Below are 22,567 nucleotides of genomic sequence, written 5' to 3' on the forward strand. Positions count from 1 at the left end.
GCTATTAGACACAGCCATGTGCATCTCGATGTGTTTTGTTGGCATTATCGGAAATCCAAGTAATATCATACCAGCCCTCTTGCCAACCACCATACTGGTCGTAAAAGGAGCCGCCCCTAGTATAGAGTCGAAGAGTGACAGATCTTGCTGTATGAGAAAGTTCAGATAATCCCCCTTTATTGCCTCGTTGGTACGTATCTACTCTACAAAACTCAAATTTATCAGGTGCATCCTCCACTCTATCTGCAGACTTACTTGTCCCCCATTTTGCAGTGACTCTCCATGAACCTGGAGCAGTGCTTGTATAGGTAAGAGTTACTTTCATATCAAGAGGCCCTAGTTTTTCATCAGATAGATCGTAATCTTGAGCTTTGTCTCCTTCCGACAACTTATCGCTTAGATCTAAATTAGCTCCGAAAGGTAGGGGCCATTCACCAGAGGCTTTTGCTGCCCCTATTGATGCAACTAACGCTGTGCACATTGCGAATGTTTTTAAGGTACAAATCTTCATATTGCTTTCCTTTTGGTGTATCGAGCATGATAAGAGACGAGGCGTAATATGAGCTCAAAAATCAAGATACATATTAATGATTGCGCTTTCGTCGTCCTTTTAAATCCTAATAGAATTATCACGTATTGCGATAACAGTAAGGACTAGTTTCAATAGGTAAGGTAAATGATAATCACATGTCTGGTCACGGAATCCGCACTCCTCCTCCCCACCTGCGACGTTTTCGATCTAGTTTTTTCGCAATTCTTAAATGTCGAAATTCAGCTGTCTACGTAACACGGTAGATATCAAGCGAAGCCTTAGCCATAGCGGGGTTCGAGAATCCTCCCAGACCTCTAAGAATCGCTTCTAGAGCCATTTTAGAAATTTCAAAAGTTGAAAAGAATTTCAGGAAATTGCAATTTTAATGATCTGGAAAGATCAGGTAGTGATTGGTAAGTGTTTGAAAATCATGGGGTGAGTGTGTTTTTCATCATAAATGAAGACGATCAAAAGAAGAAAGAGACGATCAATTGTGAAGCTTACGAAGCCTTATATAGATTGGCTTGAAGGCGAATTGCCAAGATAAATAAGTTTTTCAATTTATGAGACTGTATAATTACTCTGAGATTTTGAAATGACTTTGAAGTTAACGGTAAGAAATCTCTGTTTTCGTGGGAAGTGCATGAGAAGAGCCAAAGCCTGCTTCTTTGCCGAACAGCTTGTTAACTTCGAAGCCTAAACCAAGCAATTAGATTTAAATGTGTCGCCACTTCATCGCCACTTAATGTTTTTGTTTGATTTAACTAAATGATTTTAAAGGTTTAATTATTAAAGTGGATATAAAGCTTTACTACGTGCATGACCCAATGTGCAGTTGGTGTTGGGGTTACAAACCGACGCTTGATAAATTGAAACAGCAACTGCCAGGCGTTATTCAGTTTGAGTATGTGGTGGGTGGTCTTGCGCCAGATACTAGTTTGCCGATGCCACCAGAGATGCAACAAAAACTCGAAGGTATTTGGAAGCAGATTGAGCGTCAGTTGGGCACCAAGTTTAACTACGATTTCTGGAAGCTTTGTACGCCAGTAAGAAGCACTTACCAATCTTGTCGCGCAGTTATCGCAGCGGGCTTTCAAGATTCTTATGAGCAGATGCTAGAAGCGATTCAACATGCGTATTACTTACGTGCGATGCCTCCTCATGAAGAAGCGACTCACTTGCAGCTAGCTAAAGAAATTGGTTTGAATGTTCAGCAGTTCAAGAACGATATGGACGGCTCTTTCTTAGAAGGTGTGTTCCAAGATCAACTGAGTCTTGCAAAGAGCCTAGGCGTGGATTCTTACCCTAGCTTGGTTCTTCAAATTAACGACGCTTATTTCCCGATTGCCGTGGATTATCTGTCAACAGAGCCTACCTTGAAACTGATACGTGAACGTATTATTGACAATATGCCAGCGCAATAATCGCGATTTCAAATAACAAAAAGCCGCTCAATGAGCGGCTTTTTCGTAACTAAGTATATCCATCAAACAACGGTACTAAAGCACCATTGCAGCAATCCAACCAAAGATGATCAGTGGAATGTTGTAGTGGATAAAGGTTGGAACAACCGTTTCCCAAATGTGCTCATGCTGACCGTCGGCATTTAGACCAGATGTAGGGCCTAATGTAGAGTCAGAAGCAGGAGAGCCTGCATCACCCAAAGCGGCAGCAGTACCAACTAGCGCGATTGTTGCCATTGGCGAAAAACCAAATGCCAACGCGAGTGGAACGTAGATTGTCGCCAAGATTGGAATGGTTGAAAACGATGAACCGATACCCATTGTTACCAACAGACCAACAATTAGCATTAATAGCGCCGCAAGCGGCTTATTATCACCAATGCTGGTAGAGAGAGACTGTACTAATGTCTCAACGCCACCTGTTTGCTTCATTACCGCAGCAAAACCTGCGGCAGCGATCATGATGAAACCAATCATAGCCATCATATGCACGCCTTTTGTAAAGACATCGTGCGTTTCTTTCCAGGCAATCACACCGCCAAAAGTAAACACCATAAAACCAGCTAGAGCACCAATAATCATTGAGCCAGTGTAAAGCTGAACACCCAATGCGGCGACAATACCAAGAGCGGCCACCAAGATGTGCTTTTTATTGATAGCATGAGCTGTCTCGTGAACGACAGTCAACTCCGTTTCTTCGTAGATGCGCGGTTTACGGTAGCTAACAAAGATCGCCAGCAATAGACCAAACAACATACCAGCACCTGGCAGTAACATTGCCGTTGGAACTTGGCTTGCAACCACGTTTTCCAAACCGTTGTCATGTAGGTTCTTTAATAGAATGTTGTTTAAGAAAATACCGCCGAAACCAACAGGTAAGATCATGTAAGGTGTGATTAAACCAAAAGTAAGAACACACGCGACCAAACGTCGATCGAGCTTAAGTTTCGCGAATACGCCCAAAAGAGGTGGAATCAAAATTGGAATAAAGGCGATATGGACCGGAATTACGTTCTGAGATGACATAGTGACAAGAACGAGCGCGACTAACACCGCGTACTTTAACCCGGTAGTTGACGCCGAGTTTTCTTTACCATTTAAGCGCTTGATAACACTTTTTGCCAGTAGGTCCGTGATGCCAGATTTAGAGATAGCAACGGCGAAAGTACCTAACATTGCGTAGCTTAGAGCGATAGTCGCACCGCCACCTAAACCACTTTCGAACGCGGCAACTGTGTCTCCAAGGCTCATGCCTGCGACAAGGCCACCAACGATGGCACTAAACGTGAGGGCAACCACCACGTTTACGCGCATCAATGCTAACACGAGCATGACGCACACTGATATAACGACAGGATTCATACTTTTCCTAATATGTTGTGTTTACTTATTATTCTTCGTCAACAAGCGGCCAACCGCCGAGGGCCTTCCATTTGTTGACAATGCCGCAGAATAATTCTGCTGTTTTTTGTGTATCGTAAAGCGCTGAGTGTGCTTCACGATTATCGAATTCCATCCCGGCCGTTTTGCATGCTTTCGCGAGAACCGTTTGACCATAAGCAAGGCCACTCAATGTTGCCGTGTCAAAAGTAGCAAAGGGATGAAAAGGGACTCTTTTTAGTTTACAGCGCTCATTGGCTGCATTTACAAAACCTAAGTCGAATGCTGCGTTATGGGCAACCATAATTGCGCGCGAGCAATCTGCGGCTTTTTGTTCTTTGCGAATAAGTTTATAAATCTCTTTTAACGCTTCTTGCTCAGAAACTGCACCACGAAGAGGGCTATATGGGTCACGAATACCATTGAATTCTAGCGCTTCTTTTTCTAAGTTAGCACCCTCAAATGGCTCAACATGAAAATGAATGGTGGAGGCTGGATGCAACACGCCATCTTCGTCCATTTTTAACGTAACGGCGCAAATTTCTAAAAGTGCATCAGTTTGAGCATTGAAACCTGCGGTCTCAACGTCTACTACCACAGGGAAATAACCACGAAAGCGTTTTTTCAAGGTCAGAGCTTCATTTTCTATTGTCATGTCGGCTTATTTTTGTGTGACGAAGGCTGCATTATTGCAGATTATACCGACGAGAAAAACCGCAATTTAGGAGAAAAACGGAATTCTATTTTGCATCTCATCAATACGCTCGATCGCATTTCGGGTGATTGAGTTACCATGATTAACGTTAATCGTAATATCACGATATTTCGCACGTTGGCGAGGTTTTTGCATGCCAGGTGAAGTGGTTTTATTGATTCAAATTGACGGCAACAGACTGCCGTTTAAGAGACAGTACTTAGATGAAGAAATGGCTGATTACTAGTGGCGTTGTATTTTCGTTGTTTAGCACAAGCAGTTTTGCTGTGATGGGCAAACGTTATGTTGCCACTCCACAGCAATCTCAATGGGAAATGGTGGTCAACACACCGTTAGAATGCCAACTTGTTCACCCTATTCCAAGTTTTGGAGATGCGGTATTTTCATCTCGTGCGAATAAAAAAATCAATTTAGACTTTGAGTTAAAAATGCGTCGTCCGATGGGAGAAACACGTAACGTCAGTCTCATCTCTATGCCGCCACCTTGGCGACCAGGTGAACACGCCGATCGAATTACAAACCTAAAGTTTTTTAAACAGTTTGATGGTTATGTCGGAGGGCAAACAGCATGGGGCATTTTGTCTGAGCTGGAAAAAGGGCGTTATCCGACCTTTAGTTATCAGGATTGGCAGAGCCGAGATCAGAGAATTGAAGTCGCATTGTCATCCGTGCTGTTTCAAAATAAGTACAACGCGTTTAGCGACTGTATTTCCAATTTATTGAAATACAGTTTTGAAGACATTGCCTTTACGATTTTGCACTACGAAAGACAAGGCGATCAGTTAACCAAGGCTTCCAAAAAGCGTTTATCACAAATTGCAGATTATATCCGACATAATCAAGATATCGATCTCGTGCTGGTGGCGACGTACACCGATTCAACCGATGGCAAAAGTGCGAGCCAAAGTTTGTCTGAGCGACGTGCAGAGTCACTTCGTGATTATTTTCAGTCTCTAGGGCTACCGGAAGATCGAATTCAAGTGCAAGGGTACGGCAAGCGTCGTCCTATTGCAGATAATGGCTCGCCAATAGGAAAAGACAAAAACCGCCGAGTCGTAATATCTCTAGGGCGAACCCAAGTCTAATGCATATAAAAACGCCGAAGCTCAAAGCTTCGGCGTTTTTGATTTACTGACGTTGTTAATAATATTTTAATGGGATTTTGCCAAGTACCTTTCGGTGATTCCGGCTGTATAATTTGGATGTTAGTTTAATCGGAATTTGGCAATGACTTCGCAATTGGTTGCGGTATCTATTTTTTCAACCTGTTTGGCAATAGCCGGATTAGGATGACGTTTCATGAAGTCTATTAATGCTTTAGTGCAACATCCTATTGAGTCGATAAAGCTTGCACATTCTTTATTTGGGCATTGTGGGATGAGTGTTAAGACTTTCTCTGAAGCCAGCTGAAGGTATTTGAGTTCATAGTCAGTGTCTCCGGCCCAACGCCAGAACTGAGCTAAGTTATGACAAGAAATCACAGAAATTAATAATCGCTCGTCTGCTTCAATTTCCACACATTCGCTAATATCTTCACTCAGGCTTAGGGCTTGCTGGTAATGAAGAATGCTGCGAACAGGGTCATCTAGTTGAAGTGCCGTATCGGCTAGAAGTGTGTGTTTTTCCCATTCACTGATCATTATCGTAATCCCGCATATCGAAGTTGCGAACAAATCTAAACGATAATTATTATCAAGTAAAGTGTTTTGTTTATAAAAGGACAGGCAGATCGCAGACCTGCCTGTAATCGATGTTCAACTTGCAGTACAAGTGATTATTAGAAGTGCCGCTTAGCCTTCAAGGCCTGCTGAAGCTTGCTTGTTTTGGATAAGCTCAATCATATAACCATCTGGGTCTTTTACGAATGCAATGTGCGTGCTTCCGCCTTTTACTGGACCTGGTTCACGCGTCACATTACCGCCCGCCGCTTTGATAGCGTCGCAAGTTGTGTAGATATCATCAACACCAATGGCGATATGACCAAAAGCAGTACCTAGGTCATATTCAGTTTTACCCCAGTTGTAAGTTAGCTCGATCACAGCACCTTGGGATTCGTCACCGTAGCCAAGAAACGCCAGTGTGTATTCGTACTCTTTATTCTCGTTCGTACGAAGCAACTGCATGCCCATAACTTCAGTGTAAAACTTGATGGATTTGTCTAGATCACCTACGCGAAGCATAGTGTGGAGAATTCGACCATTTGACATTTTTTGCTCCTAGCTTTGATTTTCAAATAGCGTTAGCTATCTGGATATACTTTCTCTTTATATTCGCACAAATCTTCAATAATACAGCTACCGCAGCGAGGCTTTCTCGCCAAGCACGTGTAGCGGCCATGAAGAATGAGCCAGTGGTGCACATCGAGTTTGAACTCTTTTGGCACAACTTTTAATAGCTTTTGCTCGACATCATCAACCGTTTTGCCCATTGCAAACTTAGTACGATTCGACACGCGATAAATGTGCGTATCGACGGCAATGGTTGGCCAACCAAAAGCGGTGTTGAGCACGACGTTTGCGGTCTTGCGACCTACGCCTGGTAGCGCTTCTAACGCTGCACGATCTTCAGGAACTTCACCATTGTGTTTTTCCAACAAGATCTTACAAGTCTTGATAGTGTTTTCTGCTTTTGAGTTAAATAAACCGATGGTCTTTATGTATTCTTTTAAGCCATCAACTCCCAAATCGAGAATACTTTTCGGTGTATTAGCGACAGGGAAAAGCTTGTCGGTGGCTTTATTGACACTTACATCGGTTGCTTGCGCTGATAGTAATACCGCGATTAGCAGCTCAAAAGGGGAGCTCCAGTTAAGCTCAGTTTGAGGATTCGGATTGTTTTCTCGTAATCGCTCAAGAATTTCGATTCTTTTTATTTTGTTCATTGCTGACTTCCAATACCGTCTCTGCGGTTTATGAAAAAGGCTCCTATGACAGAGCCTTATTTTGTTATGCGTTGGTGACGCGAGCACGTTCTATGGTTGGTTTTTCTTCTTTTGGTTGACGTGCCTGGACTGAATTATCGATGACATTTTTAAGCGCTATCAACAGACCAACACCGATAAATGCACCGGGTGGAAGAAGCGCTAGCAGAAAGCTGTTGTCAAATTGGAAAACTTGAATGCGGAGAGCGGATGCCCAGTCTCCTAATAGCAGATCTGCCCCGTCGAATAGTGTGCCATTACCAATTAACTCACGCATGGCACCTAGCACGACCAAAACGCTTGTCATACCAAGCCCCATCCATAAACCGTCTAATGCTGCAGGCGCAACATCATTTTTTGAAGCATATGCTTCAGCTCGACCAATAATGATGCAGTTCGTTACAATCAGAGGAATAAAGATACCAAGAGATAGGTATAAACCATACGCATAGGCATTCATCAATAACTGAACACAGGTAACGAGAGAGGCAATGATCATCACGAACACAGGAATGCGGATCTCTTTTGGTACGTAATTACGAATAAGAGAAACCGTGACGTTGGAGCCGACCAGCACTAATAAGGTTGCAATACCAAGACCTAAGGCATTGGTTATCGTGGAAGAAACCGCTAGTAGTGGACACAGACCCAGCAGCTGTACGAGAGCAGGGTTATTACTCCACATACCGTTTTTCATCAGCAATTTATTCTCATTCATTACTGCTCTCCTTCACAGCCCAAAGGCTGGCTAAGAATGTCTTCACGAGATTGGTTTACGTAGTTAACGGTATTTCGCACCACTTTTACGACGGCTCTAGGCGTGATCGTTGCACCAGTAAATTGATCGAAATCACCACCATCTTTACGAACTTTCCATGAGTTCCAGTTACTTTCCGTGACTTGTTTGCCCGTAAAGCTCAGGATCCAGTCGGTGACACGAAGATCAATTTTATCGCCCAGGCCAGGGGTTTCTTGATGGCTTAAGACGCGTGTCCCCAAAATATTGCCCTGATTGTCAATCCCAGTAATAACTTTTATCTCACCATTGTAGCCATCTGGCGCGATGGATTCTATTGCGATTGCTGTCGGTTCACCATTCTTCGTGGCGAGGTAGGCTGGCATCGCACGTAATGTCCCCAGTTCTGGTGACGTGACCATAGTGCAGGCTTGCGTGAGTGCGTTGTCATGCATGTTTTCTGGAATGACTTGATTCAAAACAGAAAGCAATTGTTGTTGTTCTTGTATCTTGATTTGGTCTTTTGTTAGGTACTGAGTAAAGGCGACTAATCCGGTTGTTGCACAGGCAAAGATCGCAAGTGTCAGACCATTTTTTCTAATAGCGGTTAACATGTTTACCTCAGTGACCGTAAGTTCTAGGTTTGGTGTAGTAATCGATCAGTGGCACACACATATTTGCAAGTAACACTGCGAATGCAACACCATCAGGGAAGCCACCCCAACTGCGAATGATAAAGACCAAAGCACCAATAAGCGCGCCAAAGATCAAACGTCCTTTAACGGTGGTAGACGCCGACACGGGATCGGTTGCAATAAAGAATGCGCCAAGCATGGTTGCACCTGATAACAAGTGGAAGATTGGCGACGCAGTTTCCCCTGGGGTCAGCAAGCTGAACACGAGGCTAAATAGCGTCAGGCTCGCTAGGAAACCTACGGGGATATACCATTGGATGATGCGTTTTTTGATCATCACTAAACCACCAAGTAAGTAGGCAAGATTTACCCATTGCCAACCAATGCCAGCTAATCCATCGAATATTGGCTGCGACAGTACTTCGCTTGGGGTTGCACCTGTATGAATGCCGGTCTTAAATGCATCAAGTGGCGTCGCCATTGTCACACCGTCAACCCCCGTTCGAACTTGCTGAAGCGATAAGCCGTCGTAATCATAGCCCGTAAAAATTAAAGAGAGTGTATCTGCAAAATTTACGTGATCAGGTATGAGTGACGTCGGGGCACTCCAACTCGTCATTTGCACTGGGAATGAGATCAACAAGACCACATAAGCGACCATGGCAGGATTGAATAAGTTTTGACCAAGGCCACCATATAGGTGTTTAGCGATTACGATCGCGAAAATAAGTCCGATCACCATAATCCACCACGGAGACCATGGTGGGATAGCCACGGCTAATAACCAAGCGGTAACGATCGCACTGTTATCACGTAGTGCTCGCATCGGCGAACGTTTACGGAAGACCATAACTAAGGCTTCAAGTGATACAGCGACTGCGATGGCAAAAATCAGCTGAATAAGCGTTCCCCACCCAAAGAAGTAGGTCTGAGCCGCTAAACCTGGGAGAGCACAAAGTGCCACCCATTTCATTAAGTCAGGTGTACTACGACGGCTGTGGGTATGCGGTGAACTGGCAATAAAAAACGACACTACTCGTTCTCCTCAGTATTATTTTTATTAGCTTCTTGCTGCGCTTTGCGAGCCTTCGCGCGCGCAATAGCAGCAGCGACAGCCGCTTTTTTCGGATCTTCAGTTTGTTCAGCAGGCGTTTCAGCTTCTAACGTTTCGGCTGGTTCTTCTTGCTTAGCTTTACGCGCTTTGGCACGCGCAATAGCCGCAGCGACAGCCGCTTTTTTCGGATCTTCAGCTTGTTCAGCAGGCGTTTCAGCTTCTACCGTTTCGGCTGGTTCTTCTTGCTTAGCTTTACGCGCTTTGGCACGCGCAATGGCAGCAGCAACCGCGGCTTTCTTCGGATCTTCAGTTTGTTCATCAGGCGTTTCAGCTTCTACCGTTTCGGCTGGTTCTTCTTGCTTAGCTTTACGCGCTTTGGCTCGCGCAATGGCAGCAGCAACCGCGGCTTTCTTCGGATCTTCAGTTTGTTCAGCAGGCGTTTCAGCTTCTTCCGTTTCAGTTGAATCTGCTTGTTTCGCTTTACGCGCCTTAGCGCGTGCAATGGCAGCAGCCACGGCGGCTTTTTTCGGATCTTCGGTTTGCTCGGCAGGTGCTTCAGCTTTTTCCGCTTCAGTTGAGTCTGCTTGTTTCGCTTTGCGCGCTTTGGCTCGAGCAATTGCAGCGGCAACTGCGGCTTTTTTCGGATCGTCGGTTTGCTCAGCAGATGCTTGAGCTTCTAACGTTTCGGTTGGTTCTTTTTGTTGAGCTTTTTTCGCTTTAGCTCGGGCGATGGCTGCTGCAACTGCCGATTTCTTATCATCAGCGTTGTTGTCTGGTGTTTCGCCTTGCTCTTTTTGTGCTTTACGTTCGCGGGCTAGACGTTTGCGTTCTTCGCGCAGTTTTGCCATTTCTGAGTTATCAGGTTCACTAGAGCCTGCTTTAGCGGCTGCGGCCTGTTTTGCCTTCGCTTTGGCAATGGCTGCTGCGACGGCAGGTTTCACGGCTGGCTCTGCTTTTTCTGTTGTTTCTGTCTTCTGAGCTTTCACTCGTGCGATCGCTGCTGCAATCGCATCATCACCACCAGAAGATTTTATGTCTTTACGGCGCTGATCGGCTGCTTTCTTAAAGCGATTTTCACGTTCTGCTTTTTCGCGCTCCATACGCGCTTTCTTCTCTTCAAAACGCAGCTTCGCTCGCTCAGCAGCTTCCGCTTCTTGTGTTCTGGTGCGAATTTCCGCTTTTGCTTGGCGGTAGTACTGTACGAGAGGAATTTCACTTGGACACACAAACGCACAAGCACCGCACTCGATACAATCCTTTAAGTTTAGTTCTTCGAGTTTGTCATACTCTTCAGCTTTTGCATGCCATTGCAGTTGCTGAGGTAGCAGTGAAGCAGGGCAAGCTTCAGCACATTGGCTACAGCGAATACATTCCATCTCATGTTGGTGTGGAGAGATCTCACGACGAGTCGGGGCAAGGATACAGTTTGCTGTCTTGGTAATCGGCACTTGAGAGTGGGGAAGGGTGAAGCCCATCATTGGTCCACCCATGATTAAACGTTGTAACTTCTTATCGGCTTTATAGCCAAACTCATCCAATAACGCCTGTACTGGTGTACCTAATAATGCCCAAACATTTCGTGGTTGTTTGAATGTTTTACCGGTGAGAGTCACCACGCGTTTTATCATCGGTTCACCATCGATGATTGCGCGTTTGATTGAGTAAAGAGAACCGACATTTTGAACCAAAATACCAATATCGGCTGGAATTGCGCCGCTTGGTACTTCTTTATTGGTCAAAATTTTGATCAGCTGTTTTTCACCACCAGAAGGGTATTTAGTCGGGATAACGCGAATGACGATATCTTTGTTTAGAGCCGCAGCTTCTAACGCTTTGATTGCCTCTGGTTTGTTATCTTCAATACCAATAATCGTGAGCTTTGGTGTCAGGATATGTTCGACAATCTCGATACCTTGGATGAGCTCTTCGGCATGCTCTTGCATGAGCTTGTCATCTGATGTGATGTATGGCTCACACTCAGCCGCGTTGACGATAAGAATCTCTGTGCGAGCAAAACCTGATTGGATTTTTTTTGCGGTAGGGAAACCTGCGCCACCCATACCTGAAATGCCTGCGAGACGAATAATATCGATCAGTGCGTCAGGTGTTTCTTGTTTGTAATCCGCGACGGGTTTTCTGTCACACCATGTATCGTTACCATCAGGTGTAATGACCGCACAGAGTTCACTCAGACCTGAAGGGTGAGCAACGGTTCTAGGCTCAATGGCGGTGATCGTACCCGATGTAGGAGCATGCACTGGAACGGTAAAACCAGTTTCGGATTGCGTTAATGGCTGGCCTTTTAATACGTGGTCACCTTCGGCAACCAATAAGTTACCAGCCTTACCAATGTGCTGTTTTAGCGGTAATACAATTTCTGATGGGATAGCCGCGTGAACGAGCTCAGTTTTGTTGGACTGCTTTTTGTTTTCTGCCGGATGCACACCACCAGGGAAATCCCAAAGCGAGCCTGTACGAATTTGTTCAATCAAAGACAACATGCGAAACCTTACTTAATTGAATCTTTCACGTTCGCTGCATCGTCGGCAGCATCCGTAATGTTGAGTACTGGAATGGAGTTAAGTTGCCACTTCCAGCTTTCCGTGGTGGTTGCCACAGGAATCATTTCAATACAATCAGTTGGACATGGTGCAACACATAAATCACACCCCGTACATTCGTCTTTAATTACGGTATGAACCGCTTTTGTACCGCCTACAATTGCATCCACTGGACACGCTTGAATACACTTAGTACAGCCAATGCACATATCTTCATGGATAAACGCAACGGTTGGAATTTTGCTGTCGAGATCGTGCGCAGATTCTTCTGGCTCAACACCCATTAAGTCGGCGAGCTTTTCGATTGTTGCCTGACCGCCTGGCGGACATTTGTTGATGTGGTCGCCATTTGCAATCGCTTCAGCATAAGGGCGGCAACCAGGGTAGCCACATTGACCGCATTGAGTTTGAGGTAAGATTGCGTCGATTTGATCCACAATTGGGTCTGCCTCGACTTTGAAGCGAATAGAAGCAAAACCAAGTATCGCGCCGAAAATCGCAGCAAGAACCGCTAACGCGATGATCGCAATTAAAATCGTACTCATTGTTTACTTCACCAAACCTGTAAAGCCCATAAAGGCTAGTGACATTAAACCCGCTGTAATCATTGCAATCGATGCACCTTTAAAAGGCACTGGTACGTCGGCGGCAGCTATGCGCTCACGCATGGATGCAAAAAGTATCAACACCAATGAGAAACCAACAGCGGCGCCGAAGCCGTAGATAATCGATTCGATAAAGTTATGGTTCTCATTAATATTAAGAAGCGCGACGCCTAATACCGCGCAGTTTGTAGTGATCAGCGGTAAGAAAATACCAAGCAAGCGATAAAGTGTTGGACTTGTTTTGTGCACAACCATTTCGGTGAACTGCACCACAACGGCTATCACCAAAATAAAACTCATGGTTCGAAGGTACTCAATACCCAGTGGACGAAGAATGTAGCTTTCCACTAAATACGCACACACTGACGCGAGCGTTAGCACAAAAGTTGTCGCTAAGCCCATACCTATTGCTGTTTCCAGTTTTTTGGACACACCCATGAAAGGACATAGGCCCAAAAACTTCACCAGTACAAAGTTGTTCACCAGCACAGTGCCGACCAACAACAAAACATATTCGGTCATAGTTATTACGTTCTTAAAATCCGATCTTGATATTATCGTGTTTTGTGACACCAATAACAACCAGTGAACGATGTGGTTTTACATACACGATGGAAAAATAGTCGTCTATGTGAGGTATTTTGATGAATTAATAAGAAATTGAACAGTTTGCTGAATGGATTTTACAAAGACGCTGGTGCTGTCTTTCCTCAAAGAATCTTTTGCTCAGAAGGCGGGAATTACATTTAGCGAGTAATTTTAAGTCGTCACTTGAGATATTGATGGTGAAAGAAGTTTTTGATTTCAAAACGAAAAAAAGCCGTGTCTTGCGACACGACTTTTCTGGAATTTGGCTCCTCCTGCTGGGCTCGAACCAGCGACCTGCGGATTAACAGTCCGTCGCTCTACCAACTGAGCTAAGGAGGAATTGCTTTGCTTGAAAGCGGGACGAATCTTACCGAGCAGCCAAACTACTGTCAACAGTAAAAAAATACATTTTTAGCAAAAAATATTGAGGGAAGGGCTTTACTTTTCTGTACTGCTTGTCCGTAAAGGGGTGAGGTTACTTATCCACTAATTTTGTGGATAACTATGTTGATGAGATCTGAGTAAAGATCTTTTATATGCAACCTGGTTTTTATTTAGTGAATTTTTAATCAGAGTTATACAGAGAATATGCAATTAAAACATAGATTTATTGATGTTAAGCAAAATGTATTCAAGGTGGATAAAAATCTAGCTTTTGGGGATAAAGAGTGTTTAGGCCAATTTTTGGGGAAAAGTTGTGGAAATTGCAATGTGAAGAATGGGTGTGGCTCTTCAGCTAGGGCGAAGTACTATATCAGAGTCGGTTTTTTATGGCTACAGCATTCTAGACAAACAAGAAAATTTATTAACAATGGTGGGTAAATTTTCGATAGACGTAGATTTCATTGGCCAAGGTGTATATATATACAGCCAAAGCGCAGTAAAGTTGAGGAAGGGTATGAGTAAAGTCTATGAATTGGTCTCCGATTATCAGCCATCGGGTGACCAGCCGGGAGCGATCAAGCAGCTGCTTGAGGGGCTCGATGCTGGACTGGCACATCAAACACTATTGGGGGTAACGGGATCGGGTAAAACGTTCACACTAGCGAATGTTATCGCTCAAGCCCAGCGACCTGCAATATTACTTGCTCCAAACAAAACGCTCGCAGCGCAATTATATGGCGAGATGAAATCATTCTTTCCCAATAATGCGGTGGAGTACTTTGTTTCCTACTACGATTACTACCAGCCTGAAGCTTATGTCCCGACGACGGATACTTTCATTGAAAAAGACGCATCGGTTAACGCTCACATAGAGCAAATGCGCCTTTCCGCAACGAAAGCACTATTGGAACGTAAAGACGCGATTATCGTTGCGTCTGTTTCTGCTATCTATGGTTTGGGTGACCCAGAATCTTACTTGCAAATGATGTTGCATTTACGTCGTGGTGACGTGATTGATCAACGGGACATGCTACGACGTTTGGCAGAGCTACAATATTCGAGAAATGACGTGGCATTTGAGCGAGGACAGTTTCGGGTTCGTGGCGAAGTGATTGATATCTTTCCAGCGGAATCTGACCAAGACGCAGTTCGTGTCGAAATGTTTGATGATGAAATTGACTGCATCAGTGTTTTTGATCCATTGACTGGTGTGGTGAAACAGCGAGATTTACCACGCTACACCATTTATCCTAAGACGCACTACGTGACACCAAGAGATCGTATTCTTGAAGCGATTGAAAATATTAAGGTTGAATTAGAAGTACGCAAAAAACAGCTTCTAGACAACAACAAGCTACTGGAAGAACAGCGTATTAGCCAGCGGACTCAATTCGATATCGAGATGATGAATGAGTTAGGTTTTTGCTCAGGTATCGAAAACTATTCTCGCTATCTCAGCGGACGATCGGAAGGCGAGCCGCCACCGACATTGTTTGATTACTTGCCTCATGACGGTTTGTTGATCATCGATGAATCCCACGTGACTGTGCCGCAGATTGGTGCCATGTATAAAGGTGACCGCTCTCGTAAAGAAACGCTGGTGGAGTTTGGTTTTCGCTTACCTTCTGCGTTAGATAATCGTCCGCTCAAGTTTGAAGAGTTTGAAGCGTTAGCACCGCAGACGATTTTTGTCTCTGCGACGCCAGGAAATTATGAACTAGAAAAATCTTCAGGCGATGTGGCGGATCAAGTTGTTCGTCCAACAGGCTTGCTTGACCCAGAATTGGAAGTTCGCCCAGTAGCGACCCAAGTAGACGACTTGTTATCTGAAATTCGTCTCCGTTCTGCTAAAGATGAGCGAGTTCTAGTGACAACATTGACCAAACGGATGGCCGAAGATCTCACTGAGTACTTGCACGAACATGATGTTAGGGTACGTTACTTACATTCAGATATTGATACCGTAGAACGTGTGGAGATCATCCGCGATCTTCGTCTTGGCGAGTTTGACGTGCTGGTGGGAATTAACTTGCTACGAGAAGGTTTGGACATGCCTGAAGTTTCGCTGGTTGCAATATTGGATGCAGATAAAGAGGGCTTCTTGCGCTCCGAGCGTTCACTGATTCAGACCATTGGTCGTGCTGCGCGAAATCTTGAAGGTAAGGCGATCTTGTATGCTGACCGAATCACCAACTCCATGAAAAAGGCGATGGATGAAACCAACCGCCGCCGCGAGAAGCAGAAAGCGTACAACGAAGAAATGGGCATTTCGCCGCAAGCACTCAAACGAAATATCAAAGATATTATGGAATTGGGCGATATTACCAAGTCTAAACGTCAGCGTAATACTAAACAGGTACCGTTGTCGAAAGTGGCGGAGCCTTCGCAAACATACGAGGTCATGTCTCCTCAACAGTTGGAAAAAGAAATCAGTCGACTTGAGGCGGCAATGTATCAGCACGCGCAAGATTTAGAGTTTGAATTAGCGGCGCAAAAGCGTGACGAGATTGAAAAACTAAGAGCGCAGTTCATCGCAAATAGTTAAGTAAGCTTAATGATCTAGCTTAGCAAAGTGTTTTAGATTGCTTGCAAAAAAAAGAAGCCAATAGGCAGTCGGGTCTATTGGCTTGTTTTGTGAACATCTCGTTCACTAACAACGTCAGTTGGCTAGGTGACCCGAGGGGTCACTAAACTATCAGCATGGTTTATGCCATTTTTTAAATAATTGATATTATTTTTGAATTCTTTCTCTTACCCATAATTTAGCTAATGTTATTTGCAAAATGCAAAGCGTAATGCGATTATTGTTTAAAACACAACAAAATATTAGCTAGGTTATGCAACAAAAATCTGAAGGTCCTAAATCTCGTTACCTTTTAATGGTTGAGGATACCGCATCTGTTGCGGCACTGTACCGCTCATACCTGACACCGCTTGGTATAGATATCAATATTGTCGGTACAGGTAGGGATGCCATTGAAAGTCTCAACCATAGAATTCCAGATCTTATTCTGCTCGATCTTCGTCTACCAGATATGACGGGGATGGACGTTTTACACGCTGTAAAAAAGAGTCATCCAGACGTACCTATTATTTTTATGACCGCTCACGGTTCTATTGATACCGCGGTAGAAGCAATGCGTCATGGCTCTCAAGACTTTTTGATCAAACCGTGTGAAGCTGACCGCTTACGTGTCACGGTTAACAATGCGATTCGTAAAGCGACTAAGCTAAAAAACGAGGCTGATAACCCGGGAAATCAAAGTTATCAAGGCTTTATTGGCAGTAGTCAAACAATGCAACAGGTTTACCGCACGATTGATTCAGCAGCGAGCAGTAAAGCGAGTATCTTCATCACTGGTGAAAGTGGTACGGGTAAAGAGGTATGCGCCGAGGCAATCCATGCGGCAAGCAAGCGTGGTGACAAGCCTTTTATTGCGATTAACTGTGCTGCAATTCCAAAAGATTTGATTGAGAGTGAACTGTTTGGTCACGTGAAAGGTGCTTTTACCGGCGCAGCAAATGATCGTCAGGGTGCAGCGGAATTAGCGGATGGTGGCACACTTTTCCTTGATGAACTGTGTGAGATGGACTTAGATTTGCAAACCAAATTGCTGCGATTTATTCAAACCGGCACGTTCCAAAAAGTGGGCTCATCAAAAATGAAGAGCGTGGATGTTCGCTTTGTTTGTGCAACTAACCGTGATCCATGGAAAGAGGTACAAGAAGGTCGATTCCGTGAAGATTTGTACTATCGTTTGTATGTCATTCCTTTGCATTTGCCGCCTTTACGTGAACGAGGTGAAGATGTCATTGAAATTGCATACTCACTGTTAGGCTATATGTCGCACGAGGAAGGAAAAAGCTTCGTGCGTTTTGCGCCTGATGTAATCGACCGATTTAATAGCTATGAGTGGCCAGGCAACGTTCGTCAGTTACAAAACGTGCTGCGCAATATCGTTGTTCTAAACAACGGTAAAGAAATCACGTTGGATATGTTACCGCCACCGCTGAATCAACCGCTTGACCGTCCGTCTTCTGTGGCGAAATTTATTGAGCCGAAAGTGATGACTGCGTCTGAGATTATGCCGTTGTGGATGACAGAAAAAATGGCGATAGAGCAAGCGATTGAAGCGTGTGATGGCAATATCCCCCGAGCGGCGGGATACCTTGATGTCAGTCCGTCGACGATTTACCGCAAGTTACAGGCTTGGAATGGCAAGGAAGAGCGGCAAAAAGTATGAGTGTGAATGTATTAAATCAGCAAAAAATCGATGAACTGTCGATGGAGATTGGCAGTGACAATGTTCCTGTTTTACTCGATATTTTCTTGGGGGAGATGGATACCTACATCGAGAATTTATCTCAGTTTCAAGGGACAGAGCGATTGCGTTACCTAAAAGAAATCAGTCACGCGTTAAAAAGCAGCGCAGCGAGCTTTGGAGCAGACCGTCTTTGTCAATTGGCGATGTCGATAGATAAAAAAGCCAAAGCAGGTGAGTTAGCTGAAGAGTCAGACGAGTTAAAAACGATGTTCGATCTTTTGCACGAAACACGCGACGCTTACCGTGATTGGCAGCAGTAATGCGCTGTTCTAATGAGGCTCTTACACAAAACCCTTCACTTGAGTGAAGGGTTTTTTCATTGCTGACAGCGAGTAAACTTGAAGCTATCCCCTAGCTTTAGAGGGCTTTTTTAAATTGAAAGCCTTAGCTGGCTTTCAATAGCGAGCTTGAGTTTATCTCGGTCGTGACGCCAATCTCGGTTCGACGAAGCTAACGATTCCGTCACTACATTCCACTGGCTCAATACTTCTTGCTCGGTTTCCTCTGCTAGAACCACGTCTATCTTCCTACCTTGGCAGGCACGCTCACACCATTCTAATTTTTGTGCCATGGTCATTCGTCCGGCTGGGCCGTACTCCGGGCTCAAGTTGGCAACGAAAATGACTTTTGCTTTCTCATTGGCGGCAATGGCTTTGCCGAGCTCAGGCAACAGCAAAGGAGGCATGATGCTGGTTAAAAAGCTGCCAGGACCAAGAATAATAGCGTCTGCCTCTGCCAGTGCAGTTACTGCTTCTTTAGTTGCAGGGACTTCTGGTGATAGATCGAGACGGCGTAAATCGGTGTTCATCTCGTCTACATTCGTTTCTCCCGTGACCCACTTCCCATCCACGGATAACGCGGAAAGATCGGAAGGGTGTTCAGACATAGGAAGAATGTTAACGTCGACTTTTAACATGTTTCGAATCAGATTGATGGCATCTAACGGTCTGACCGATAAGTTATCGAGCGCCGTAAGCATCAAGTTACCGAGGTTATGACCATCAAGCTCGCCAGTACCTTTGAAGCGATATTCAAACATCATTGAACTGATCGACGGCTCTGTGATCAGCTGATTAATGCAGTTCCGTGTGTCGCCCCAGGCGATTCCACCTTGGCAGTGACGAATTCTTCCTGTTGAGCCACCATTGTCTGTTGTGGCGACAATGCCAGTTGCATTGCCGCCAAAATCCCGTAGTGCGGCCAACATTCGACCTAAGCCATGACCACCGCCAACAGCGACCACTTTTTTATCCGTGTAGATATTCATTACGTTCTTCTAATAATCTTGTAAAAAACGGCTACAATTTATCTCAAGGAGTGCTTGAAAGGTACTCACTTAGCGGTAAATTGTGTCTCTAGAGAGTTTTTTATCACTCAAGTCTGGATTCCAGTACAAATATTAAGTATTTTACACCGCAAAGCTATCAGAGGTTTCATATCTCTGGTTGCCATAACTCCGAGCTCACTATTGCTAAGTCCGAGGATAAGCGTTTTGAGCCAGTGGCGTACTGTCACAAGGGCATGATTGGAAATGGCCATGCCTCCCGTGTTTGGAAAGGTGTTCCGTGGCGCAACAATTCGAAGACAAATTTCATCGTAAGTTCTATTACTTGCGTCTGTCTGTGACCGACGTATGTAATTTCAAATGTACCTATTGCCTTCCTGATGGCTATAAGCCTTCGGGCAATAAAAACTCGTCTTTTTTATCTCTTCCTGAAATCAAACGGGTCGTAAAAGCGTTTGCTGATTGTGGCACGTCAAAAGTGCGCATTACTGGCGGTGAACCAAGTTTACGCAAAGATTTTACCGACATTATCCACTCAGTGGCGACGACGCCTGGTATCCAAAAAGTTGCAACGACGACCAATGGTTACCGCATGGCGAAGCAAGTCGCAGACTGGCGTGAAGCGGGCTTAACTCACATCAACGTTAGCGTGGACAGCCTTGATCCGCGCATGTTCCATCAAATCACGGGTGAAAATAAGTTCACTGAGGTGATGAATGGTATCGAGCGTGCGTTTGAAGTTGGTTATGAGCAAGTCAAAGTTAATGTGGTTTTGATGAAAGATCTTAACCATCAAGAACTGCCAGCATTTCTCAACTGGATAAAAGATCGTCCAATCCAACTGCGCTTCATCGAGTTGATGCAAACGGGTGAGATGGATGATTTATTCAATAAGCATCATGTGTCCGGCGTAGCAATTCGTAATCAGTTGATTGCGAACGGTTGGCTGCTTAAAGTGCGCTCTCATAATGACGGCCCCGCGCAAGTGTTTGTTCATCCAGATTACAAGGGTGAAATTGGTCTAATCATGCCTTATGAAAAAGACTTTTGTGAGAGCTGCAACCGACTACGCGTCTCTGCGATGGGTAAGCTGCATCTGTGTTTGTTTGGAGACCACGGTGTAGAACTGCGTGATCTATTGGAACGTGATGAGCAAGAAAGCGAGCTTATTGAACGCATCCAAGCGCAGTTACAAACTAAGTCGGTGAGCCACTTCTTGCACGATGGTAATACGGGTATGACGCCACATCTGGCGTCTATCGGCGGCTAAATCAACTCAAATTTTGTAGGGAAAGCTTATTTATAGGCTAGCTTTCCCTCGCTTTTCTAGAATCGATACCAAACGTATCAAAGTTAAAAGAGAATAGGTGAACACATGGGTCACGCTGAAAGCAAATTTCAACCTGCAAATATTGCCGTTCTAACGGTATCTGACACTCGTACCGAAGAAAACGATACCTCTGGTCGCTACCTTGTTGAACACGCTCAAGAAGCGGGTCACAATGTTGTCGATAAGCAAATTGTTATTGATGACATGTACAAAATTCGCGCAATTGTTTCTCAGTGGATTGCGGACGACAATGTTCAAGCGATCATGATTACTGGTGGTACAGGGTTCACGTCACGTGACAGCACGCCAGAAGCGCTGAAGCCTCTGTTTGATAAAGAAGTAGAAGGTTTTGGTGAGTTATTCCGCATGGTGTCTTACGAAGAAATTGGTACGTCAACGATCCAGTCGCGTGCAATTGCAGGTTTTGCTAACCATACAGTTATCTTCGCAATGCCTGGTTCAACAGGTGCGTGCCGCACTGGCTGGACGAAGATCATCAAGCAGCAGTTAGATGCAAGCCATCGCCCTTGTAACTTCATGCCGCACCTATCTGTATAACCTTTCCTAAAAGCGAAGGAAAAACAATGACTCAATTTACCCATATCAACGCGTCTGGCGAAGCTAACATGGTCGACGTGTCTGCAAAAGCTGAAACGGTTCGTGAAGCACGTGCAGAAGCATTTGTTCACATGGCCCCAGAAACCTTGCAACTGATTGTTTCCGGGCAGCATCACAAAGGTGATGTGTTCGCGACGGCTCGAATTGCTGGTATCCAAGCTGCAAAGAAAACGTGGGATTTGATTCCACTTTGTCATCCTCTGTTGCTTTCTAAAGTCGAAGTTCAGTTGGAGGCTATTGAGTCAGAAAACAAAGTTCGTATTGAATCTGTTTGTAAGCTTGCAGGTAAAACGGGCGTAGAAATGGAAGCGCTCACGGCGGCTTCTGTTGCTGCACTGACGATTTACGATATGTGTAAAGCGGTGCAAAAAGATATGGTTATCGGTCAAGTTCGTCTCCTAGAAAAGACGGGTGGAAAATCTGGACACTTCAAGGCGGAATCATGATTAAAGTACTTTTTTTTGCTCAGACTCGTGAGCTGATTGGTATCGACAGTGTCGAATTAGATGATCAATTTGAAACGGTTGAAGCGATTCGCGCGCATCTCGTGGAAGAGGGCGCTGATAAAAATGGCAAGTGGGATTTGGCTTTAGAGCCAGGAAAGCTACTTGCTGCTGTTAATCAATCTATTGTCCCACTTGACACCGAAGTAAAAGCGGGGGATGAAGTTGCATTTTTCCCACCGGTAACTGGAGGTTAAGATGGATCCTCGCGTCTCTGTACAAGTTGAAGACTTTTCCGTTGATCACGAATATCAACGTTTATCCGAAGGTACGGCTGCTGGTGCTGTCGTAACATTCATTGGTAAAGTTCGAGATATGAACCTTGGCGATAATGTTGTTGGTTTGCACTTGGAACACTACCCAGGCATGACTGAGAAGAGCTTGAGCGACATTTGCGATCAAGCTGAATCACGTTGGCCATTATTGGGCGTACGCGTGATTCATCGCGTTGGTGACATGGATAGCGGTGATCAAATCGTCTTTGTTGGTGTTTCAAGTGCACACCGTGGAGCAGCATTTGATGCTTGCGAGTTCATTATGGACTACTTGAAAACCAAAGCACCATTTTGGAAGAAAGAACGCACGACGAGTGAAGATCGTTGGATTGAGTCGCGCGATACTGATCACCAAGCTGCGCAGCGTTGGGAAAAATAGAACCCACTCCTCATTCTAGTGAAAAAAGCTAAGTGTCAATGGCACTTAGCTTTTTTTGTACTTATCTTCATAATTCTGCTCATTTGACTTCAACACAACCCGTGCTCGCTCTGGTGATATTCTTCACAATAAAAGTTTTTAGCCCAATATATAAACAATTATTTGTTAGACTTCATTTGTCATAAATGTTAAATAATGTGTAAATATCTAGCATAAGATGCTATCAAATGGTTTAAATGTAGATTAATCGAAAGTTTTGTCTGTGGAATGTCGCTTCTG

23 protein-coding genes, 1 tRNA gene and 1 riboswitch are annotated in these 22,567 nt (G+C 44.6%); of the genes, 10 read left to right on the top strand and 14 right to left on the bottom strand.

Annotated features, from left to right (window positions below):
* Positions 1-4: 4 nt before the first annotated feature.
* A complete protein-coding gene (locus tag MSG33_RS14840) occupies positions 5-511 on the bottom strand; it encodes a hypothetical protein (RefSeq protein ID WP_140188070.1) in 507 nt (168 codons plus the stop codon).
* 815 nt (positions 512-1,326) lie between these two features.
* Between MSG33_RS14840 and MSG33_RS14845 the strand changes: the two genes are divergently transcribed.
* On the top strand, positions 1,327-1,956 hold the full coding sequence (locus MSG33_RS14845; RefSeq protein WP_047010070.1) for a DsbA family protein: 630 nt from the start codon (positions 1,327-1,329) through the stop codon (positions 1,954-1,956).
* 75 nt (positions 1,957-2,031) lie between these two features.
* On the opposite strand, the gene MSG33_RS14850 is transcribed toward MSG33_RS14845, so the two are convergent.
* Both MSG33_RS14850 and rnt read right to left on the bottom strand, forming a co-directional pair.
* Positions 2,032-3,357: a Na+/H+ antiporter family protein gene (locus tag MSG33_RS14850; RefSeq protein ID WP_248381361.1), complete on the bottom strand. Its 1,326-nt coding sequence runs from the start codon at positions 3,355-3,357 to the stop codon at positions 2,032-2,034.
* Between the two features lie 28 nt (positions 3,358-3,385).
* Positions 3,386-4,030, bottom strand: a complete 645-nt coding sequence (gene rnt / locus MSG33_RS14855; protein WP_012841569.1) for a ribonuclease T — start codon at positions 4,028-4,030, stop codon at positions 3,386-3,388.
* A 263-nt stretch (positions 4,031-4,293) separates the two neighbouring features.
* Here rnt and MSG33_RS14860 point away from each other — a divergent pair, with 263 nt between their 5' ends.
* Positions 4,294-5,175: an OmpA family protein gene (locus MSG33_RS14860; protein ID WP_012841571.1), complete on the top strand. Its 882-nt coding sequence runs from the start codon at positions 4,294-4,296 to the stop codon at positions 5,173-5,175.
* Between the two features lie 120 nt (positions 5,176-5,295).
* Here MSG33_RS14860 and MSG33_RS14865 read toward each other — a convergent pair whose 3' ends face one another.
* The 10 genes from MSG33_RS14865 to MSG33_RS14910 form a co-directional block, all read right to left on the bottom strand.
* Positions 5,296-5,730 (bottom strand): DUF2753 domain-containing protein, encoded by a 435-nt coding sequence (locus tag MSG33_RS14865; RefSeq protein ID WP_005384886.1) that lies wholly within the window; start codon positions 5,728-5,730, stop codon positions 5,296-5,298.
* A 150-nt stretch (positions 5,731-5,880) separates the two neighbouring features.
* Positions 5,881-6,297 carry a lactoylglutathione lyase gene (gene gloA / locus MSG33_RS14870; RefSeq protein WP_005380739.1) on the bottom strand — a complete coding sequence of 139 codons (417 nt, stop codon included), beginning with the start codon at positions 6,295-6,297 and terminating at the stop codon, positions 5,881-5,883.
* A gap of 32 nt (positions 6,298-6,329) precedes the next feature.
* The gene (nth, locus tag MSG33_RS14875; protein WP_005396542.1) at positions 6,330-6,971 is read right to left on the bottom strand and encodes an endonuclease III; all 642 of its coding nucleotides are present in this window, start codon (positions 6,969-6,971) and stop codon (positions 6,330-6,332) included.
* A 64-nt stretch (positions 6,972-7,035) separates the two neighbouring features.
* Complete coding sequence (locus tag MSG33_RS14880; RefSeq protein ID WP_054867993.1) at positions 7,036-7,728, bottom strand: electron transport complex subunit E; 693 nt, start codon at positions 7,726-7,728, stop codon at positions 7,036-7,038.
* A complete protein-coding gene (rsxG, locus tag MSG33_RS14885) occupies positions 7,728-8,360 on the bottom strand; it encodes an electron transport complex subunit RsxG (protein WP_006743364.1) in 633 nt (210 codons plus the stop codon). Before rsxG ends, MSG33_RS14880 begins: the two co-directional genes overlap by 1 nt.
* Positions 8,361-8,367: 7 nt before the next feature.
* A complete protein-coding gene (gene rsxD / locus MSG33_RS14890; protein ID WP_012841573.1) occupies positions 8,368-9,414 on the bottom strand; it encodes an electron transport complex subunit RsxD in 1,047 nt (348 codons plus the stop codon).
* On the bottom strand, positions 9,414-11,936 hold the full coding sequence (gene rsxC / locus MSG33_RS14895; RefSeq protein WP_248381362.1) for an electron transport complex subunit RsxC: 2,523 nt from the start codon (positions 11,934-11,936) through the stop codon (positions 9,414-9,416). Before rsxC ends, rsxD begins: the two co-directional genes overlap by 1 nt.
* Positions 11,937-11,944: 8 nt before the next feature.
* Entirely contained in the window at positions 11,945-12,541 is a 597-nt protein-coding gene (gene rsxB / locus MSG33_RS14900; protein ID WP_005396655.1) for an electron transport complex subunit RsxB, read from the bottom strand.
* 3 nt (positions 12,542-12,544) lie between these two features.
* Positions 12,545-13,123: an electron transport complex subunit RsxA gene (gene rsxA / locus MSG33_RS14905; RefSeq protein WP_005380762.1), complete on the bottom strand. Its 579-nt coding sequence runs from the start codon at positions 13,121-13,123 to the stop codon at positions 12,545-12,547.
* Positions 13,124-13,452: 329 nt separating this feature from the next.
* Positions 13,453-13,528: transfer RNA gene (locus MSG33_RS14910), tRNA-Asn, on the bottom strand.
* 559 nt (positions 13,529-14,087) lie between these two features.
* Between MSG33_RS14910 and uvrB the strand changes: the two genes are divergently transcribed.
* The 3 genes from uvrB (at position 14,088) to luxU (ending at position 18,158) form a co-directional block, all read left to right on the top strand.
* Complete coding sequence (gene uvrB / locus MSG33_RS14915; RefSeq protein ID WP_065646646.1) at positions 14,088-16,118, top strand: excinuclease ABC subunit UvrB; 2,031 nt, start codon at positions 14,088-14,090, stop codon at positions 16,116-16,118.
* 292 nt (positions 16,119-16,410) lie between these two features.
* Complete coding sequence (gene luxO / locus MSG33_RS14920; protein WP_005396653.1) at positions 16,411-17,817, top strand: quorum-sensing sigma-54 dependent transcriptional regulator LuxO; 1,407 nt, start codon at positions 16,411-16,413, stop codon at positions 17,815-17,817.
* Positions 17,814-18,158 carry a quorum-sensing phosphorelay protein LuxU gene (luxU, locus tag MSG33_RS14925; protein WP_012841577.1) on the top strand — a complete coding sequence of 115 codons (345 nt, stop codon included), beginning with the start codon at positions 17,814-17,816 and terminating at the stop codon, positions 18,156-18,158. The genes luxO and luxU overlap by 4 nt, the downstream gene beginning before the upstream one ends.
* Positions 18,159-18,268: 110 nt before the next feature.
* Here luxU and MSG33_RS14930 read toward each other — a convergent pair whose 3' ends face one another.
* Complete coding sequence (locus tag MSG33_RS14930) at positions 18,269-19,165, bottom strand: YvcK family protein (protein WP_074191595.1); 897 nt, start codon at positions 19,163-19,165, stop codon at positions 18,269-18,271.
* Positions 19,166-19,340: 175 nt separating this feature from the next.
* Positions 19,341-19,475: riboswitch (molybdenum cofactor riboswitch) on the top strand.
* Here MSG33_RS14930 and moaA point away from each other — a divergent pair.
* The 5 genes from moaA to moaE all read left to right on the top strand — a co-directional run bounded on the left by moaA (position 19,464) and on the right by moaE (position 22,288).
* Positions 19,464-20,453, top strand: a complete 990-nt coding sequence (gene moaA, locus MSG33_RS14935) for a GTP 3',8-cyclase MoaA (RefSeq protein WP_005396649.1) — start codon at positions 19,464-19,466, stop codon at positions 20,451-20,453. It overlaps the preceding riboswitch by 12 nt.
* A gap of 105 nt (positions 20,454-20,558) precedes the next feature.
* Positions 20,559-21,071, top strand: coding sequence for a molybdenum cofactor biosynthesis protein B (moaB, locus tag MSG33_RS14940; RefSeq protein ID WP_005396648.1), 513 nt, complete (start codon positions 20,559-20,561; stop codon positions 21,069-21,071).
* Between the two features lie 26 nt (positions 21,072-21,097).
* Positions 21,098-21,577: a cyclic pyranopterin monophosphate synthase MoaC gene (moaC, locus tag MSG33_RS14945; RefSeq protein WP_005396647.1), complete on the top strand. Its 480-nt coding sequence runs from the start codon at positions 21,098-21,100 to the stop codon at positions 21,575-21,577.
* The gene (moaD, locus tag MSG33_RS14950; RefSeq protein WP_005396646.1) at positions 21,574-21,831 is read left to right on the top strand and encodes a molybdopterin synthase sulfur carrier subunit; all 258 of its coding nucleotides are present in this window, start codon (positions 21,574-21,576) and stop codon (positions 21,829-21,831) included. The genes moaC and moaD overlap by 4 nt, the downstream gene beginning before the upstream one ends.
* A gap of 1 nt (position 21,832) precedes the next feature.
* On the top strand, positions 21,833-22,288 hold the full coding sequence (gene moaE, locus MSG33_RS14955; protein WP_048625774.1) for a molybdopterin synthase catalytic subunit MoaE: 456 nt from the start codon (positions 21,833-21,835) through the stop codon (positions 22,286-22,288).
* Positions 22,289-22,567: the final 279 nt, after the last annotated feature.

Origin of the sequence: Vibrio sp. 1CM7H, assembly GCF_023161645.1 — a bacterium.
Taxonomy (GTDB): Bacteria; Pseudomonadota; Gammaproteobacteria; order Enterobacterales; family Vibrionaceae; genus Vibrio; species Vibrio diabolicus.

Bases quoted from the DNA above. Each gene is read 5' to 3' on its own strand.
- MSG33_RS14865 (WP_005384886.1), bottom strand. From the start codon at position 5,730: ATGATCAGTGAATGGGAAAAACACACACTTCTAGCCGATACGGCACTT.
- rsxG (WP_006743364.1), bottom strand. From the start codon at position 8,360: ATGTTAACCGCTATTAGAAAAAATGGTCTGACACTTGCGATCTTTGCC.
- rsxA (WP_005380762.1), bottom strand. From the start codon at position 13,123: ATGACCGAATATGTTTTGTTGTTGGTCGGCACTGTGCTGGTGAACAAC.
- moaE (WP_048625774.1), top strand. From the start codon at position 21,833: ATGGATCCTCGCGTCTCTGTACAAGTTGAAGACTTTTCCGTTGATCAC.
- nth (WP_005396542.1), bottom strand. From the start codon at position 6,971: ATGAACAAAATAAAAAGAATCGAAATTCTTGAGCGATTACGAGAAAAC.
- rnt (WP_012841569.1), bottom strand. From the start codon at position 4,030: ATGACAATAGAAAATGAAGCTCTGACCTTGAAAAAACGCTTTCGTGGT.
- moaC (WP_005396647.1), top strand. From the start codon at position 21,098: ATGACTCAATTTACCCATATCAACGCGTCTGGCGAAGCTAACATGGTC.
- rsxC (WP_248381362.1), bottom strand. From the start codon at position 11,936: ATGTTGTCTTTGATTGAACAAATTCGTACAGGCTCGCTTTGGGATTTC.
- moaB (WP_005396648.1), top strand. From the start codon at position 20,559: ATGGGTCACGCTGAAAGCAAATTTCAACCTGCAAATATTGCCGTTCTA.
- MSG33_RS14880 (WP_054867993.1), bottom strand. From the start codon at position 7,728: ATGAATGAGAATAAATTGCTGATGAAAAACGGTATGTGGAGTAATAAC.
- uvrB (WP_065646646.1), top strand. From the start codon at position 14,088: ATGAGTAAAGTCTATGAATTGGTCTCCGATTATCAGCCATCGGGTGAC.
- luxO (WP_005396653.1), top strand. From the start codon at position 16,411: ATGCAACAAAAATCTGAAGGTCCTAAATCTCGTTACCTTTTAATGGTT.
- MSG33_RS14860 (WP_012841571.1), top strand. From the start codon at position 4,294: ATGAAGAAATGGCTGATTACTAGTGGCGTTGTATTTTCGTTGTTTAGC.
- rsxB (WP_005396655.1), bottom strand. From the start codon at position 12,541: ATGAGTACGATTTTAATTGCGATCATCGCGTTAGCGGTTCTTGCTGCG.
- moaD (WP_005396646.1), top strand. From the start codon at position 21,574: ATGATTAAAGTACTTTTTTTTGCTCAGACTCGTGAGCTGATTGGTATC.
- MSG33_RS14930 (WP_074191595.1), bottom strand. From the start codon at position 19,165: ATGAATATCTACACGGATAAAAAAGTGGTCGCTGTTGGCGGTGGTCAT.
- MSG33_RS14840 (WP_140188070.1), bottom strand. From the start codon at position 511: ATGAAGATTTGTACCTTAAAAACATTCGCAATGTGCACAGCGTTAGTT.
- MSG33_RS14850 (WP_248381361.1), bottom strand. From the start codon at position 3,357: ATGAATCCTGTCGTTATATCAGTGTGCGTCATGCTCGTGTTAGCATTG.
- gloA (WP_005380739.1), bottom strand. From the start codon at position 6,297: ATGTCAAATGGTCGAATTCTCCACACTATGCTTCGCGTAGGTGATCTA.
- luxU (WP_012841577.1), top strand. From the start codon at position 17,814: ATGAGTGTGAATGTATTAAATCAGCAAAAAATCGATGAACTGTCGATG.